This is a genomic window from uncultured Marivita sp. (assembly GCF_947488135.1).
Classification (GTDB): domain Bacteria; phylum Pseudomonadota; class Alphaproteobacteria; order Rhodobacterales; family Rhodobacteraceae; genus Marivita.
This window is the reverse complement of sequence record NZ_CANKYW010000002.1, coordinates 417,354-434,073: the sequence shown is the minus strand read 5'-3', so window position 1 is coordinate 434,073 and position 16,720 is coordinate 417,354. Positions and strand designations below refer to the sequence as shown.

Genomic DNA, 16,720 nt, shown 5'->3' with positions numbered 1-16,720 from the left:
CATGACCAAGACAGTAGACCTGATCTCTCCGATCGACGGATCGGTGTATCTCACGCGCGACGTGCTGAGCCGCGACGCCGCCTTTTCCGCCGCCCAGCGCGCAAAGGCCGCCCAGGCCGACTGGGCCGCGCGCCCGGTGTCGGACCGCATCGCGCTGGTGCGCAAGGCGGGTGAAATCATCGGCCAGCAGACCGACCGCATGGCAACCGAACTGGCGCACCAGATGGGCCGCCCGATCCGCTATGGCGGTGAATATGGCGGCTTCAACGAACGGCTGACCTACATGGCCGATGTCGCCGAAAAGAGCCTCGCCCCGATGCAGATCGAAGACAGCGCCACCGCGCGCCGCGTCATCAAGCGCGTGCCCTGGGGTGTCGTGCTGGTCGTTGCCCCGTGGAACTATCCCTACATGACCGCGATCAATACCGTCGCCCCAGCGCTCATCGCGGGCAACAGTGTGATCCTGAAACACGCCGCCCAAACGCTGGCCGTGGGCGAACATTTGGCGGAAGCGTTCCAAGCCGCTGGCGTTCCCGAGGACGTGTTCCAGAACCTCGTCCTCGACCATGACACGACCTCCGCCCTGATCGCCGAACGTGGCGTCGATTTCGTCAATTTCACCGGCTCGGTCGGCGGCGGGCGAGCGATGGAGCACGCGGCGGCGGGCACCTTCACGCCAGTGTCCACCGAACTCGGCGGCAAAGACCCCGGCTATGTCCGCGCCGATGCCGATGTCGACGCGGCGGTGGACGGCCTGATGGACGGCGCAATGTTCAACGCGGGGCAATGCTGCTGCGGGATCGAACGGATTTATGTGCATGAGAGCCTTTACGACCAGTTCGTCGAGAAGGCCGTCGCTTGGGTCAAGGCGCAGAAACTCGGCAACCCGCTCGATCCCGATACCACGATGGGTCCGATGGCGAATGTGCGGTTCGCCAAGGAAGTCCGCACCCAGATCGAAGAGGCGCTGGCCGACGGCGCCAAGGCCCATATAGACACGATGCCCGCCGATGACGGCGGCGCGTATCTCACGCCGCAAATCCTGACCAACGTCACCCACGAGATGCGCGTCATGCGCGACGAAAGCTTCGGCCCCGTTGTCGGCATCATGCCCGTCAAGGACGACGACGAAGCCATCGCGTTGATGAACGACAGCCAATTCGGCCTCACCGCCTCCATCTGGTCGAAAGACGCCGAAGCGGTCGAAGCCATCGCTGACCGGATCGAAACCGGCACCGTGTTCATGAACCGCTGCGACTACCTCGACCCCGCGCTCTGCTGGACCGGCTGCAAGGACACGGGCCGCGGCCAAGGCCTATCGAAACTGGCGTATCAGGCTCTGACACGCCCCAAATCCTACCACCTCAAGAAAGCATAATCAGATGTCCCTCACCGGAAACTGGTCCTACCCCACCTCGATCCGCTTCGGCGCAGGCCGCATCTCGGAAATCGCCGAGGCGTGCATCGCCGCGAACATCACCAAGCCGCTTCTGGTCACGGATCGCGGTCTTGCGGATATGGAGATCACCACCAAGACCCTGAATCTGATCGAGCAGGCGGGCCTCGGTCGCGCGATGTTTTCGGAGGTCGATCCGAACCCGAACGAAAAGAATGTCGAAGAGGGTCTCCGCGTCTACCGCGAGGGCGGGTTCGACGGCGTCGTGGCCTTTGGCGGCGGCTCCGGTCTCGACCTTGCAAAGACGCTCGCCTTTATGGCCGGGCAGGCGCGCCCGCTCTGGGATTTCGAGGATATCGGCGATTGGTGGACCCGTGCGGACCCCGCTGGCATCCATCCCATCGTCGCCGTGCCCACGACCGCAGGCACCGGTTCCGAAGTGGGCCGCGCCAGCGTCATCACCAATTCGGAAACCCACGAAAAGAAGATCATCTTCCACCCTAAGATGCTCCCCGCCGTGGTGATCTGCGATCCAGAGCTGACCGTGGGTATGCCGAAATTCATCACTGCCGGCACCGGGCTCGATGCCTTCGCCCATTGCGTCGAAGCCTATTCCAGCCCGCATTACCACCCGATGAGCCAGGGCATCGCGCTCGAGGGCATGAAACTGGTGATCGACAACCTCCCCCGCGCTTACAAGGACGGGTCAGACATCGACGCCCGAGCCAACATGATGAGCGCCGCCGCCATGGGCGCAACCGCCTTCCAGAAAGGCCTCGGCGCGATCCATGCGCTGTCTCATCCGATTGGCGCGCATCACCACACGCATCACGGCACGACCAACGCCATTTGCATGCCCGCCGTGCTCAAGTTCAACGCCGACGCCATCCGCGATCGGTTCGACCGCGCAGCCGGGTATCTGGGGGTCGATGGCGGATTTGACGGGTTCTGCGCTTTCGTCGATCAGTTCAACGACAGCTTCGCGATCCCGAAGACGCTCACCGATCTTGGCGTCAAGGACGCGAACCTCGACGTTCTGGTCCGCGATGCGCTCAACGACCCGTCAACGGGCGGCAACCCGGTCAAGATGACCGAAGCCAACACGCGGGCGCTTTTCGAGGCAGTGTTGTAAGGGCGCGCAAATCTTCGGAGATTTGCGCGAGACTTTTCGAAAGGTTTGATGGGGATGTGCAGCGACATTGAACACTTTAAAGCTGCTGCGAGGAAGCGGAAGACGGTATCCATCGCTCCCTACCTCTTTGATGAAATGAACAGAATTATTGAGTAATATATCAAGTTACTTCCTGTGGTTAAATGCCCTCACTACCACCCCGATCACACCTGATCCGCCCAACGCGGCGCCAAGCCAAGGTTGACCGATTACGCCACAGTAGACTCCAGCCACGACTAGGGCCAATGAGACCAAGATGCTCCCCCAAACACGAGCGCTATCGTTGATCAGAATCCATCCATTGTCGCGCTTTCTAATTGATTGCTCTTGCTCGGCCATCGAAAGAATTCGATCAGCCGCACCAGGTAGAACATCGTCATATTTCTGGAACATTCCAGGTGGAGGGAGAGGCCCAGAAAAGTAAGCTTGATAAGCTATCATCTCAACGACTTCTGGAGGCGTTCCTTCTGGTAGCTTGGAGAGAATATCATCGAGATGAGGATCGCTGTCTGCCTCGGGGGCCTTCTGAGGCAGCTTATTGTCTGGCTTCTTACCCACCCTAGCCACCAGATAGCATTTTACTTCTGGCGGCGTTAAAATAGCTTCGCATATTTACGGCGTCCTGCCTGTACCCTTCCGGCCCGCTGTAGACACGTCGAAGCTCAACCTGATCAGGCGCGTCGTACATGTCGATTATATAGTCGATAAGGCGACCCCTGCATGGCCTAATAGGCTCAGGTGCCTCCATCGTTCGAACACGAGCCACAATGGTCTTGGCTGTGTTTCGTTTTGTAGGTCTTTTGAGTTTAGGCTTTTTCATCTCAAGAACGCATCTTTGCTGCCAGCCTGAGATCATGAGTTCGCTTTGACATGTTGAACCTCACATCTGCTTAGCGCGGGAGCGCCTAAGGTCGATTTTATCACTGTTATCACCAGATGTGGACTTTTTCTTGCAACCTGCAAGGCGTCTCTGCGTCGCGGCCCTTAATAGGCAATCAAGTTTCTGCTAAGATTGGGTTAATTTTGAGATTCTGCGGCACGGTCCAGATGGCTAGTTGAGAATATAGCCCCCTTTCGAAAAGTCTCCCGCCCGTCACTCCACCGCGCGATACCACGCCACGATCTGCGCCCGTGCATCATCATCCATCTGGATCGCATTGGGCGGCGGCATCGCGTGGCTACGACCGGCTTGCAGGTAAATCTGTTCCGCGTGGCGTGCGACGTCGCCCTCGGTCTCCAGATACACGCCCTTCGGCGCCCAGCGGATCCCGTCCCACAGCGGCGCGCGCGCGTGGCACATGGAACAATTGCCCTGCACCACGTTGTAGGCGTCCTCAAAGCCGTCTGCCGAAGCAAACTGCATCTCGAAATCGGTCAAGGGCCGTTCCGCCGCCTCGTCATAGGTCTCGGCCCCGCCCAGTGTCGACAACCACGCGATCGCGATGAAGATCACCACCGTCACGGCCCAGGTCCAGTTGGGCTGACCTTTGCCTGCATGCATCGAGTTGAAGTAGTGCCGGATCGTCACCCCCATCAGGAACACCAGCGACGCGATGATCCAGGCAAACTCCGTCCCGAAGGCCAGAGGGTAATGGTTCGACAGCATCAGGAAGATCACCGGCAGCGTCAGGTAGTTGTTGTGGGTCGAGCGGAGCTTGGCGATCTTGCCGTATTTCGGGTCCGGCGTGCGCCCGTTCTTGAGGTCATCCACCACGATACGCTGGTTCGGCATGATGATGAAGAACACGTTGGCCGTCATGATCGTCGCCGTAAACGCTCCCAGATGCAGCAACGCCGCGCGCCCGGTGAAGACCTGATCATAGCCCCAGGCCATCACCACAAGGATCACGAAGAGCAAAAGCATCAAGACCGTCGGCTGTTCGCCCAGCGGTGACTTGCAGAGGAAATCGTAAAGCAGCCAACCGATCGTCAGCGACAGTGCCGAGATCACGATCCCCTGCCAGAGCGCGAGTTCCGCCTTGGTCGGGTCGAGCAGGAACAGCTCTCCCCCCACCCAATAGACGATCATGAGCAGCGCCGCCCCAGAGAGCCAAGTCGTATAGCTCTGCCATTTGTGCCAGGTCAGATGTTCGGGCAACCGGTCCGGGGCCACAAGATACTTCGTCGTGTGATAAAACCCGCCGCCATGCACTTCCCACTCCTCTCCCGAGGCGCCCTTGGGCATGTCGGGCGCAGGCTTCAGCATCAGATCGAGCGCGATGAAATAGAACGACGCCCCGATCCACGCCATCGCGGTGATCACATGCAACCAGCGGACCGCGAAGGCGATCCAGTCCCAGAGAACGGCGAAATCATACATGGCGAAAGGCTCCGGTTTGACGGCTTTGGACCAGACTATCGACAGAGCGATTATTCTGCTATTCCAATCAAACTCCAAGCTGTATCAAGAATCTCCGAAGAATGTCCTATCTCGACAACATCAGAACCTTCGTGCGTGTCTACGAATTGGGCAGCATGTCCGCCGCCGGTCGCGATCTGCGGATTTCGCCCGCCGTCACCTCGACCCGGATCGCGCAGCTTGAAGAGCATCTGTCGGTCCGCCTCTTCCAGCGCACCACCCGCAACCTGACGCCCACCGAACAGGGGCGGTTGTTCTACGCCGGTGCGGTCGAGGTGCTGGAAGCCGTCGAAGTCGCCGAAGCGCAGGTGGTCAACATCACCGAGAACCCCCGCGGTGCGCTTTACGTCGCCGCGCCTTTGGGTGTCGGTCGTCGCCTCATCGCGCCGCAGGTGCCCGCGTTTCTGAAGCACTACCCCGAGGTCTCCGTACGATTGCGCCTGACGGATCGTAAGGTTGACCTCACCACCGAGGGTCTTGATCTGGCCTTCTTTCTGGGAGAGCCGGAAGACAGCACCCTGCGCATCCGCAAGATCGCCGATGTCGACCGCGTGCTGTGCGCCGCACCCGAATATATCAGAACGCATGGCATGCCGAATTCGGGCGACGAGCTGATCTCACAGAACCACGAATGCCTCAACCTGCGCTTCCCCGGCGCCACCGAATTCCAATGGCGGCTGCAAACGCCGGATGGCCCCAAGCGGTTCAAGGTCACGGGCCGCTATGAATCCGACGATGGGGATGTCCTGACCGACTGGGCCCTCGGCGGGCATGGCATCGCGATGAAACCGGTCTTCGAAGTCGCCGACCACCTGCGCACGGGGCGCCTGATCGAGGTCGCGAAGCAGACGCCCCCGGTGCCAATCCAGATGGCCTGCCTCTTCACCCACCGGCGCAGGCAGGATCCAAAATCGCGGCTCTTCATGGATTTCGTGATCGGACGGATCGGGACAGTGATCAAGAACGCCTGACGGTCAGCAACACCTTTTTTATGCCGGGTACAACAGAATAGCTGCGGGCATGACGAGTAGCTGAACGAAGGAGACTCGGCGTTCGAGCGTAGACTATCATCTGACCGCATGCTTTCCGCCTGACCCATTCTCCAACCAATCCCGCTCCTCCGGCGTCAACTCTGTGTCCATCACCGCGTCATACGCCGCCAGTTCCGCATCCGTCAGCTTGCCGCGCCATTTCTTGTTGGTGCCGCTGTGGAAAAAGTCGGAGTCCGATTTCATGAACCCCTTGCCGCCAGAGGGGGCATAGCGCTCGGCATTGGCTTTCATGTTGTCAAAGGTGGCGGCCTGAACGAGGTGCTTCATTACGTCGTCCGAATGCGAAATATCCAAGAGGGCGGCCACCTTCGCGAAGGTACCTGCCAGATCGCGTTTCATGTCCGCATAATGAAACAAGGTCACATTGGACATGTCAGCACGTGCCATGGCCGCTTTGTAGTGTCGCAGGATATGCGCGAGCGGCATGGCGTCCGTGTCGAAACCCTCGGCTCCGCCGTCGAGAAACCGGCGAAATGTGGTGCCGTCGGTATCGTCTTGAGGATACCACAAGTCGAACCATGACATCGGAATGTTCCGCACATGTTTGCGATAGGAGAAATGCGCATCAAGCGGATGGCGGAACACGCAGATATATTGCGCCTGATGATGCAGAGGGAGGCCATCCATCGGTGTGTGGCTTTTCATGCTGCGCCGGTGGGTCATCGCGTCGAGCCGGGCAGCCACTTCGGACATCTCACGGATGCGAACGTCGACCCAGGGCATCTTGACCGACAGTTCCGTTTCGACGTCAGGATCACCCGAGAACAGCAGCGCCACAATGGTCTGCATCCAGGTGGTCCCGCATTTCGGAGGTGTGACCACAAACACATCATCGGGGCGGATGTTCACCAGATCCCAGCGCCGGTTGTCGGTCAGAGGCCCAAGATAGAGCTTGCGTTCGGTCATATTCGACATCTCCTGCAATGGGGGTCTGGTCAGGAAAGGCGAAGGTTTCCCGAAACTCAACGAAAAAGTCCTGCTGCGACCGTTTCGTGTGGGTCTATGCCAAACGTGTCAGCTCCCTCGATAGGTCGAATACCCGTAAGGCGACAGCAACAACGGCACATGGTAATGCGCCACGGCGTCGGACATGCCGAACCGGATCGGCACTTCGTCAAGAAACAGCGGATCGTCCCCCGCCTGCCCAGACGCGCGCAGGTAGTCTCCCGCGAAAAACACCAGCTCATAGGTGCCGGTTTTGAAATCTGCCGCCGGCAGGATCGGGCTGTCGGTGCGACCGTCGTCATTCGTGACGGTCTCGGCGATCTTGCTGTGGGAATTCCCGGACACTCGGTACAGCGCGATCTTCAAACCGGAAGCCGGGCAGCCCCGTGCCGTGTCCAGAACATGGGTCGTCAAATAGCCTGACATCGTGCTCTCCTTCATGTCGCTGTGCACCTTTATGATGCGATCGGGTGTAAAACCGCAAATGGAACCCGTTTGAGACACCTTTCGGGATTTCTTGAAAAACGATTTCGATTATTCGGATTACAAAGACAACCACTCAGGAGGACCCGCACGTGCAACGCTATCCCCGTGACATGACCGGATACGGCCCGACCCCGCCCAAAGCCAATTGGCCGGGTGGCGCCAAGATCGCCGTGCAGATCGTGCTCAACTACGAAGAGGGCGGCGAGAACAACATCCTGCACGGCGATGCCGCCTCGGAGGCGTTCCTGTCCGAGATCACCGGCGCACAGCCCTGGCCGGGACAGCGGCACTGGAACATGGAATCGATCTACGAATATGGGGCGCGGGCCGGATTCTGGCGCCTGCACCGGATGATGAAGGACATTCCCATCACCATCTACGGTGTCGCCACCGCGCTGGCCCGCGCGCCGGAACAGGTCGCGGCGATGAAGGATGCGGGATGGGAGATCGCCTCCCACGGGCTAAAGTGGGTCGAGCACAAGGACATGCCCGAGGATGAGGAACGCGCCCAGATCGCCGAAGCGATCCGGCTTCATACCGAGGTTGTCGGGGAACCGCCGAAAGGCTGGTACACTGGGCGCTGTTCCAACAACACCGTAAGGTTGGTCGCGGAACACGGCGGGTTCGACTACGTCGCCGACAGCTATGCCGACGACTTGCCCTATTGGATGACGTTCGGTGATACACAGCAACTCATCATGCCCTACACGATGGACTGCAACGATATGCGGTTCGGTATTCAGGCGGGATTCACCACCGGCGACCAATTCGAGAGCTATCTGAAGGACAGCTTCGACACGCTCTATGCCGAAGGCGTCGACGGTACTCCCAAGATGCTCTCCATCGGCTTGCACTGCCGCATCATCGGCCGCCCGGGCCGTGCCGCCGCGTTGAAGCGTGTGCTGGATTATATGGCGAGTCACGAGCGCGTCTGGTTCGCCACGCGCCAGCAGATCGCACAGCACTGGGCGCGCGAGCACCCCGCACCCAGCGCGCAACGTCCCACCGAGATGTCGCGCGAGGACTTCGTCGCAGCCTTCGGCGGCATCTTCGAACACTCCCCCTGGATCGCCGAACGCGCCTACGAATACGAGGCCGGGCCAACGCACGACACCGCGCACGGCGTGCATAACCTGCTCTGCCGCGCCTTCCGCACGGCGTCGGACGAGGAGCGTCTTGGCGTGCTCAACGCTCACCCAGACCTCGCCGGAAAACTCGCCGCTGCCGGCCGCCTGACTGCCGAGTCCACGGCGGAACAAGCCGGTGCAGGGCTCGACATGCTCACCGACGCCGAACGTGAGACCTTCCAGAAGCTGAATGCCGATTACGTCGCGCGCCACGGCTTTCCCTTTATCATCGCGGTGAAGGACAACTCAAAGGCCAGCATCCTTGATGCCTTCCACCGCCGCATCGGCAATGACCGCGACACCGAGTTCGCCGAGGCCTGCCGTCAGGTCGAACGCATTGCCGAACTGCGCCTGATCGAGAAGCTGGGCCAATGACCCGCCGCGTCCCAATCCAGCCGATCAGCAGGGATGCCTTCGCGCCCTTCGGCGATCTGCTCGACTGCGCGGGCGATCCCGACAAGATCATCAACCAGGGCAAATGCGGCCGCTACCACGACCGCGCAACGCTCGACTTCAGCGATGGCCGCGCCGGGATCAGTCTGTTCAAGGCAGAGCTGCGCACCATGCCCCTGACACTCGACATGATGGAACGCCACCCCGAGGGCAGCCAGTGCTTCGTCCCGATGAGCGATGATGGATTTCTGGTGATCGTCGCCCCGGACACGGGCAATGCCCCCGGCACGCCGCTCGCGTTCCGCACCGCTCCGGGACAGGCGATCAACTTTCACCGCAACACGTGGCACGGGGTCCTGACCCCGCTGTCCGGCACCGGACTTTTCGCGGTCATCGACCGCATCGGCGCAGGTGACAACCTGCAAGAGCACTGGTTCGACCATCCTTACGAGGTGATCGAGACCTGAACATCCCGGCAGTCCAGGAGGAGGGGCACCGGGCAAAACAAATGGTTACGAGGGAGAGAGAACCATGTCAGCCACATCCATCGGCACGCCGGAGCAACTCCGCGATCCGAACTACACACCCCCCATCGCCACGGCGATCCCACTGGGCATCCAGCACGTTCTGGCGATGTTCGTATCCAACGTCACACCCGCCATCATCGTCTGCGGCGCGGCCGGCTTCGGCTTTGGCTCGAACAGCCCCGACTTTCCGCAGATGATCTACATGATCCAGATGTCGATGTTCTTTGCGGGCATCGCGACGCTGTTCCAGACCATCGGCGTCGGCCCGGTAGGCGCGCGCCTGCCAATCGTGCAGGGCACATCCTTTGCCTTCATCCCGATCATGATTCCGCTTGTTGCAGGCAAAGGCGTCGATGCCATCGCGGTCCTGATGGGCGGCATCCTTGTCGGCGGTTTGTTCCACGCGTTCCTTGGCCTCTTCATCGGCAAGCTGCGCTTTGCCCTGCCGCCGCTGGTCACGGGCCTTGTGGTGACGATGATCGGCCTCGCGCTGGTCAAGGTGGGCATCCAATACGCTGCGGGCGGCGTGCCTGCGATGGATCAGCCGGAATACGGCTCGCTTCTGAACTGGACGATGGCGGGCACGGTGATCCTTGTCACGTTGGGCCTCAAATTCTTTGCCCGTGGGATGCTGTCGGTCTCTGCGGTTCTCGTCGGTCTGCTGGTCGGTTACGCGGTCGCCTTTCTGTTGGGAGAGGTGAACCTCGGCAACGTGGGTCGCGCGGCACCTTTCGCCCTGCCCAACCCGCTGCATTTCGGGCTGGAATTCTCGGTCGCCGCCATCGTCGGCTTCTGCCTCATGTCCTTCGTGTCCGCGGTTGAAACCGTGGGCGACGTGAGCGGGATCACCAAAGGCGGCGCAGGACGCGAAGCCACCGACACCGAAATCCAGGGCGCAACCTATGCCGACGGTCTCGGCACCGCGATCTCGGGATTGTTCGGCGCATTGCCCAACACGTCGTTCAGCCAGAATGTCGGCCTTATTGCCATGACCGGCGTGATGAGCCGCGGCGTGGTGACCATCGGGGCGCTGTTCCTGATCCTCTGCGGCCTGATCCCCAAAGTCGGCGCGGTGATCTCGTCGGTCCCGATCGAAGTGCTGGGCGGCGGCGTGATCGTCATGTTCGGCATGGTCGTCGCGGCGGGCATCTCGATGCTGTCCGACGTGAACTGGAACCGTCGCAACATGGTGATCTTCGCGATCGCCCTGTCGCTTGGCTTTGGTCTGCAACTCGAGCCCAACGCGCTGCAATACCTTCCGCAAACACTCAAGGTCTTGGCGACAAGCGGCATCCTGCCCGCCGCACTCATTGCCATTGTTCTGAACTTGGTGCTTCCACAGGAGCTGTCAGGCGAAAGCACCGAGGAAGTCTCGGGCGGTATGTCCGGCCACGGAACCGGGCTCAAGGGCAAGGAAGAGGCCAGCGGCGCGAACGTCTGATCCGGCAATCATCCGCAAGAATGAACCCCCCGGTCATGGCGCCGGGGGGTTTCTCAATTGAGCAATCGCAAAACATCCTGTTTCGATACCGGCTATACGGGGCTATACGCCGAAACTCGATGCGCAACGCAACAGGACATCTGACATGACCGATACCGTCGATACCGCCAAGGCCGGGCTTGGCACGTTCGAACGCTGGCTCTCGCTCTGGGTCGCGCTGGCCATCGGCGCAGGGCTTGTGCTGGGGAATATCTTTCCCGGTCTCTTCGCCTTCCTTGCCGCGCTGGAGATTGCCAAGGTCAACCTGCCGGTGGCGATCCTCATCTGGGCCATGGTCTACCCGATGATGGTTGGCGTCGATTTCGGGTCACTGAAAAACGTGGGGGAAAAACCCAAGGGCCTCGTCGTGACGCTCGTCGTCAACTGGCTGATCAAGCCATTCACCATGGCGGCTCTCGGCGTTCTCTTCTTCGAGGTGGTCTTTGCCGACCTGATCCCGCCTGACGATGCGCAAGCCTACCTTGCCGGTGTCATCCTCCTTGGCGCCGCGCCCTGCACCGCGATGGTGTTCGTCTGGTCGCACCTGACCCGCGGAGATCCGAACTACACGCTGGTGCAGGTCAGTGTGAACGATGTCGTGATGATTTTCGCTTTCGCGCCCATCGTCGCGTTTCTTTTGGGCGTGACTGACATCGCAGTCCCGTGGGACACTCTGATCCTGTCCGTCGGTCTTTATGTCGTTCTGCCCCTACTGGCCGGATACGTCACGCGCCGGAACCTCGTCGCAAAGGGCGGTGAACCCGCCGTGGACAGGTTCAAAACCCGCGTGCAGCCCTATTCGATCTTCGGTCTTCTGACGACAGTGGTCCTGCTTTTCGGGTTTCAGGGCGAGGTGATCCTCGACCGTCCGCTGGTCATCGCGCTGATCGCGGTTCCGCTGTTGATCCAGTCCTATGGCATCTTTTTCGTCGCCTACATCGCGGCACGCCTGTGGCGCATACCCTTCAATGTCGCAGCGCCCTGCGCCCTCATCGGCACATCGAATTTCTTCGAACTCGCCGTAGCGGTTGCTATCAGCCTTTTCGGCCTCAACTCGGGCGCGGCACTGGCCACTGTGGTGGGTGTTCTGGTCGAAGTTCCCGTGATGTTGTCTCTCGTGGCGTTCGCCAATCGCACGCGGCACTGGTTCCCAAGCTAGCGCGACCGTCAGAACTCCACTTCGATCGCGACACCGCGTTCAATCGCCAGCTCCACGACCTTTGACGCCACCGCCAGGTCCTGAAGTCCCACGCCTGTCCCATCGAACAGCGTGATCTCGTCGTCCGAAGTGCGCCCGGGATGGGTGCCATTGATCACGGCACCGATCTCGTGCACGTCATCCTCGGCGATCAGGCCGGACCCGACCGCGTGCTGCGCCTCGCCGATACTGACCGACTGCGCCACCTCGTCGGTGAACACCGTGGCGCGTGCCAACAGCGCCGCTTCGACCTCTTGCTTGCCCTTGGTGTCGGTCCCCATGCAGGCCAGATGTGTGCCGGGGCTCACGTGATCCGCCATCAAGGACGGCGAAAACGCCGATGTGATCGAGATGATCATATCCGCCTCTTGCATCCCCGGCAGGTCCACTGCCTCGAATGGCACGCCGGCCTCTTCCGCGACCTTCTCGATATTCGGCAACATCTCGGGGTGGTAGTTCCACCCGATCACCTTATCGAACGACCGTTGTTCCAACGCGGCGCGCAACTGGAAAGTGGCCTGATGTCCGGCCCCCACCATGCCCATGACCTTGGCATCGTCCCGCGCGAGGTGCTTGATCGACACAGAAGACGCCGCCGCGGTGCGCAACGCTGTCAGCAGGTTGCCCCCGACCATGGCCCGCACGCGCCCTGTATCGGGATCAAACAGGAACACCGTCGATTGGTGATTGATCAGCTCGCGCTTTTCCATGTTGTGCGGCCAGTACCCGCCCGCCTTGAGCCCAAGCGATCCCCCAACCCGGTCAAACCCGCCCTTAAAGCCGTAGAGCGCATCCTCATGCCCGATGGCTTCGCGCACCACCGGAAAATTGTAGGCATCCTTCGCCGCCATCGCGGCGAACACCTGCTCCACCGCCTCGAACGAGGCCTCGCGTGACACCAGGTCGGCAATCATGGCTTCTGGAACGATATACATGGTCTCTCCCTCGCAGAAACGGTGCGACAGTCCTCACTGCGCACCGTCCTGTCTTCTTCTTTTTCCAAATATGTCGGGGGTTTGGGGGCTGGCCCCCAAAGAGTCGGATCGGGCTTTCCCGATCCGAAACCAGATCAATAGGCGCGTCCGCGCGCCGATACCGGCCAAACGGTTTCCACGACACCATTCCGAACACCAACATACCAATCGTGAACGTTACAGGTCGGATCGCAATGACCCGGCACCAGCTTCAGCTTGTCGTTGACTTTCAACACGCCCTTCGGGTCCATGACGACGCCATGCTCGTCCGAGCATTTGACGTATTCCACGTCGTCGCGGCCAAAGATCACCGGCAGACCGCTGTCCACCGACTGCGCCTTCAGACCCGCATCCACGATCGCCTTGTCCGCCTTCGCGTGGCTCATGACGCTGGTCAGGATGAACAGCGCGTTCTCCCATTCGCCCTGGTCAATCCGCTTGCCATCCTTGTCGAGGATACGGCCGTAGTCGGCATCCATGAAGGCGTAGGATCCGCACTGAAGCTCGTTATACACGCCCGAGTTCGACTCGAAATAATAGGACCCGGTGCCGCCACCGCCGACGATGTCACACTCGATGCCTTCGGTCTTGAGCGTGTCCACGGCGTCCTTCACTTGGGCGACAGCGATGTCGATCTTTGCCTTGCGCTCGTCATAGCTGTCCATGTGCTGCATCGCGCCCTGGTACGCTTGAATACCAGCGAACTTGAGACCCTCTGCCGCGTCGATCGCCTTGGCGATCTCGACAACGGCAGGCGTCGTCGTCACACCACAGCGCCCCGCGCCGCAGTCGATCTCGACGAGGCATTCGATCTGCGTGCCATGCTTGACCGCCGCCGCAGACAGGTCTGCCACGTTGGCCAGATCGTCGACACAACAGATGGTCCGCGCGCCCAGCTTGGGCATCCGCGCAAGTCGGTCGATCTTTGCAGGGTCACGCACCTGGTTGGACACCAGAACATCCTTGATACCGCCACGGGCAAAGACCTCGGCCTCGGACACCTTCTGACAGCAAACGCCGCAGGCGCCGCCCAGCTCGACCTGCAATAGCGCCACATCCACCGACTTGTGCATCTTGCCGTGCACGCGGTGGCGCATCCCGTGCGCCTTGGCGTAGTCGCCCATCTTCTTGATGTTCCGCTCCAGCGCGTCGAGGTCGAGCACGAGGCAGGGTGTCTGCACCTCCGCCTCGGACATGCCCGGCTTGGCGGGAATGTCGAAGCCCACTTCGTAATCGTCGAATACGGTCATATCTTTCATTGTCGTTCTCCCTTAGCCCGTAGGGTGCGTGATCTCACGCACCAATCATCCACGGCAGTTTATCCAAATCCACATTGCCACCCGTCACGATCACGCCGACTCGCTTGCCCGCGAACCGTTCCTTGTTCTTGAGGATCACCGCGAGCGGCACCGCGCAGGACGGCTCCATCACAATGCGCAGGTACTTCCAGGTGATCTTCATTGCGTCGATGATCTCCTGCTCGGACGCGGTCATGATGTCGGACACGTGGTTCGACACGAAATGCCACGTCAGATCCTTGAGCGGCACCTTGAGACCATCGGCAATCGTTTCGGGCGCGTCGTCGGCAATGATATGTCCCGCCTTGAAGCTGCGATAGGCGTCGTCGGCCTGTTCAGGTTCCGCCGCGATGATCTTGACCTCTGGTGCCAGCGTCGACAGCGTGAGGCAGGTGCCCGAGATCATGCCGCCACCGCCGATAGGGGCCACCATCATGTCGAGCCCGTCGGTCTGCTCCATGAACTCCTTGGAACAGGTGCCTTGCCCCGCAATTACGCGCGGATCGTTATAGGGATGCACGAATTCGCCACCTGTCTTGGCCTGCACTTCGGCAAACACCGCCTCGCGCGATGAGGTCGATGGTTCGCACTCGGTGATCGTGCCACCGTAACGACGGACCGCGTCTTTCTTGGCCTGCGGCGCGGTGCGCGGCATGACCACGTTGCACGGGATACCACGGCGGCCTGCGGCGTAGGACAGACACAAAGCGTGATTGCCCGACGAGTGAGTGCAGACACCGCGCTCGGCATCCGCGTCGCTGAGTCCGAAGACCGCGTTCGACCCGCCGCGTACCTTGAAGGCACCCGGCTCCTGGAAGTTCTCGCATTTGAAGAACAGCTCTGCCCCGGTCAGGTCGTTCAGATACGCCGACTGGAGGACCGGCGTGCGGTTGATGTGCGGTTTGATCCGCTCATGCGCCGCCAGCATGTCTTCATATGTCGGGATGATCATGCCCATGTCTTTCATTCCGCTGCCACCTTCACTGCCATCTTCGATCCATGACGATAGTGCTCTTGCGCCGCTGCGACACCCGAACCCAGTTTGATATCGAGCCCAAGGTCGACCATGCACATCTCGGCGGTCGCGATCCCGGACAGGGCCATGACATCCGTCAGACTGCCAAGATGCCCGATGCGGAACACCTTACCGGCCACATCGCCCAGACCGACACCGAATGCGACGCCATAGGTGCTGGCGGCATGGGTCACGATATCCGTCGCATTGAATCCCTCGGGCGTCCGGATGGCGCTGACCGTGTCGGAATAGAGGTCCGGCGTTTCGGCGCAGAGATCAAGCCCCCAGGCATCCACCGCAGCGCGCACGCCACCGGCTATCCGGGTGTGACGCGCAAAGACATTCTCAAGCCCTTCGGCCTGCAACATGCGGCATGCCTCGTTCAGACCGTTCATCAGGCCGACCGCGGGCGTGTAGGGATAGGCGTTTTTCGCGTAGCCCTTCATCATGTCGTGCACGTCAAAGAACGTGCGGTGCAATCCAGCGGTTTCAGTCGCCGTCATCGCCTTCTGGCTGAAGCCGACGATGGCCAGACCGGCGGGCAGCATGAAGCCCTTCTGCGAGCCGGTCACGGCAACATCCACGCCCCAGTCATCGAACCGGAAATCCATCGACGCGATCGACGACACGCCGTCCACGAACAAAAGCGCCGGGTGCTGTGCCGCGTCCATCGCGCGGCGCACGGCTCCGATATCGGACTTAACGCCGGTGGCTGTTTCGTTATGTGTCGCCAGAACCGCCTTGATCCGGTGCGCGCTGTCCTTGGTCAGGATCTCTTCGAACCGGTCGGCTGGGATACCCTTGCCCCAGGCCACATCCACGATGATTACATCGAGGCCAAAGCGTTCGCACATGTCGATCCAGCGATGGGAGAACATCCCGTTGCGCGCGACGAGCACCGTGTCGCCGGGGCTCAACGTGTTGGTGAGCGCGGTTTCCCAACCACCCGTCCCGGAGGCCGGGAAGATGAACACTTCGGCACTGGTGCTTTTCAAAATCTGCTGAACTGCCTTGCGGGCCGGGTGCAGGATCTGACCGAACAACGGCGACCTGTGGTCGATTGTCGGCATATCACAGGCTTTGCGCAGCGATTCCGGGATGTTGGTTGGCCCGGGGATGAAAACGGGGTTTTGGAAACTCATGGCGTCTCTCCTCCAATTGCAGGCAATCTACGCCACGACCTCCCGTCTCCGCAATTTTTTCGAAATTATTTTTCAAAAACGAGAATACCACTAATCCATTTAATTTCAGTGACTTGTATTTTTCACAAGATGAAAGCGTTTTTTGAAAGTGTTTCAC

Annotated in this window: 15 protein-coding genes; 7 read left to right on the top strand and 8 right to left on the bottom strand. The window is 60.6% G+C overall.

Going from position 1 to position 16,720, the window contains the following annotated elements:
- The first annotated feature begins 1 nt into the window (after position 1).
- Both Q1B16_RS09240 and Q1B16_RS09235 read left to right on the top strand, forming a co-directional pair.
- On the top strand, positions 2-1,378 hold the full coding sequence (locus tag Q1B16_RS09240; protein ID WP_299786928.1) for an aldehyde dehydrogenase family protein: 1,377 nt from the start codon (positions 2-4) through the stop codon (positions 1,376-1,378).
- A 4-nt stretch (positions 1,379-1,382) separates the two neighbouring features.
- Positions 1,383-2,528 carry an iron-containing alcohol dehydrogenase gene (locus tag Q1B16_RS09235; RefSeq protein ID WP_299786925.1) on the top strand — a complete coding sequence of 382 codons (1,146 nt, stop codon included), beginning with the start codon at positions 1,383-1,385 and terminating at the stop codon, positions 2,526-2,528.
- A gap of 165 nt (positions 2,529-2,693) precedes the next feature.
- On the opposite strand, the gene Q1B16_RS22345 is transcribed toward Q1B16_RS09235, so the two are convergent.
- Positions 2,694-2,960, bottom strand: coding sequence for a DUF2335 domain-containing protein (locus Q1B16_RS22345; RefSeq protein ID WP_366140148.1), 267 nt, complete (start codon positions 2,958-2,960; stop codon positions 2,694-2,696).
- 700 nt (positions 2,961-3,660) lie between these two features.
- The gene (locus Q1B16_RS09230; RefSeq protein WP_299786922.1) at positions 3,661-4,887 is read right to left on the bottom strand and encodes a urate hydroxylase PuuD; all 1,227 of its coding nucleotides are present in this window, start codon (positions 4,885-4,887) and stop codon (positions 3,661-3,663) included.
- Positions 4,888-4,988: 101 nt separating this feature from the next.
- Here Q1B16_RS09230 and Q1B16_RS09225 point away from each other — a divergent pair, with 101 nt between their 5' ends.
- Positions 4,989-5,897, top strand: a complete 909-nt coding sequence (locus Q1B16_RS09225; RefSeq protein WP_299786919.1) for a LysR family transcriptional regulator — start codon at positions 4,989-4,991, stop codon at positions 5,895-5,897.
- A gap of 96 nt (positions 5,898-5,993) precedes the next feature.
- On the opposite strand, the gene Q1B16_RS09220 is transcribed toward Q1B16_RS09225, so the two are convergent.
- Together Q1B16_RS09220 and uraH are read right to left on the bottom strand one after the other, a co-directional pair.
- On the bottom strand, positions 5,994-6,884 hold the full coding sequence (locus Q1B16_RS09220) for a sulfotransferase domain-containing protein (RefSeq protein WP_299786916.1): 891 nt from the start codon (positions 6,882-6,884) through the stop codon (positions 5,994-5,996).
- A gap of 108 nt (positions 6,885-6,992) precedes the next feature.
- A complete protein-coding gene (uraH, locus tag Q1B16_RS09215; protein ID WP_299786913.1) occupies positions 6,993-7,349 on the bottom strand; it encodes a hydroxyisourate hydrolase in 357 nt (118 codons plus the stop codon).
- A gap of 149 nt (positions 7,350-7,498) precedes the next feature.
- Between uraH and puuE the strand changes: the two genes are divergently transcribed.
- The 4 genes from puuE (at position 7,499) to arsB (ending at position 12,095) form a co-directional block, all read left to right on the top strand.
- Entirely contained in the window at positions 7,499-8,911 is a 1,413-nt protein-coding gene (gene puuE / locus Q1B16_RS09210) for an allantoinase PuuE (protein ID WP_299786911.1), read from the top strand.
- Positions 8,908-9,396: an ureidoglycolate lyase gene (locus Q1B16_RS09205; protein ID WP_299786909.1), complete on the top strand. Its 489-nt coding sequence runs from the start codon at positions 8,908-8,910 to the stop codon at positions 9,394-9,396. The genes puuE and Q1B16_RS09205 overlap by 4 nt, the downstream gene beginning before the upstream one ends.
- Before the next feature lie 64 nt (positions 9,397-9,460).
- Positions 9,461-10,897, top strand: a complete 1,437-nt coding sequence (locus Q1B16_RS09200; RefSeq protein WP_299786907.1) for a nucleobase:cation symporter-2 family protein — start codon at positions 9,461-9,463, stop codon at positions 10,895-10,897.
- A 145-nt stretch (positions 10,898-11,042) separates the two neighbouring features.
- Positions 11,043-12,095: an ACR3 family arsenite efflux transporter gene (gene arsB, locus Q1B16_RS09195; RefSeq protein WP_299786905.1), complete on the top strand. Its 1,053-nt coding sequence runs from the start codon at positions 11,043-11,045 to the stop codon at positions 12,093-12,095.
- Between the two features lie 8 nt (positions 12,096-12,103).
- Here arsB and bhcD read toward each other — a convergent pair whose 3' ends face one another.
- From bhcD to bhcA, 4 genes are all read right to left on the bottom strand, one after another.
- Positions 12,104-13,069, bottom strand: coding sequence for an iminosuccinate reductase BhcD (bhcD, locus tag Q1B16_RS09190; RefSeq protein WP_299786903.1), 966 nt, complete (start codon positions 13,067-13,069; stop codon positions 12,104-12,106).
- 134 nt (positions 13,070-13,203) lie between these two features.
- Positions 13,204-14,367 carry a 3-hydroxy-D-aspartate aldolase BhcC gene (bhcC, locus tag Q1B16_RS09185; RefSeq protein ID WP_299786901.1) on the bottom strand — a complete coding sequence of 388 codons (1,164 nt, stop codon included), beginning with the start codon at positions 14,365-14,367 and terminating at the stop codon, positions 13,204-13,206.
- 34 nt (positions 14,368-14,401) lie between these two features.
- Positions 14,402-15,373 (bottom strand): beta-hydroxyaspartate dehydratase BhcB, encoded by a 972-nt coding sequence (bhcB, locus tag Q1B16_RS09180; protein WP_299786898.1) that lies wholly within the window; start codon positions 15,371-15,373, stop codon positions 14,402-14,404.
- Entirely contained in the window at positions 15,370-16,563 is a 1,194-nt protein-coding gene (gene bhcA, locus Q1B16_RS09175) for an L-aspartate--glyoxylate aminotransferase BhcA (RefSeq protein ID WP_299786895.1), read from the bottom strand. Before bhcA ends, bhcB begins: the two co-directional genes overlap by 4 nt.
- Positions 16,564-16,720: the final 157 nt, after the last annotated feature.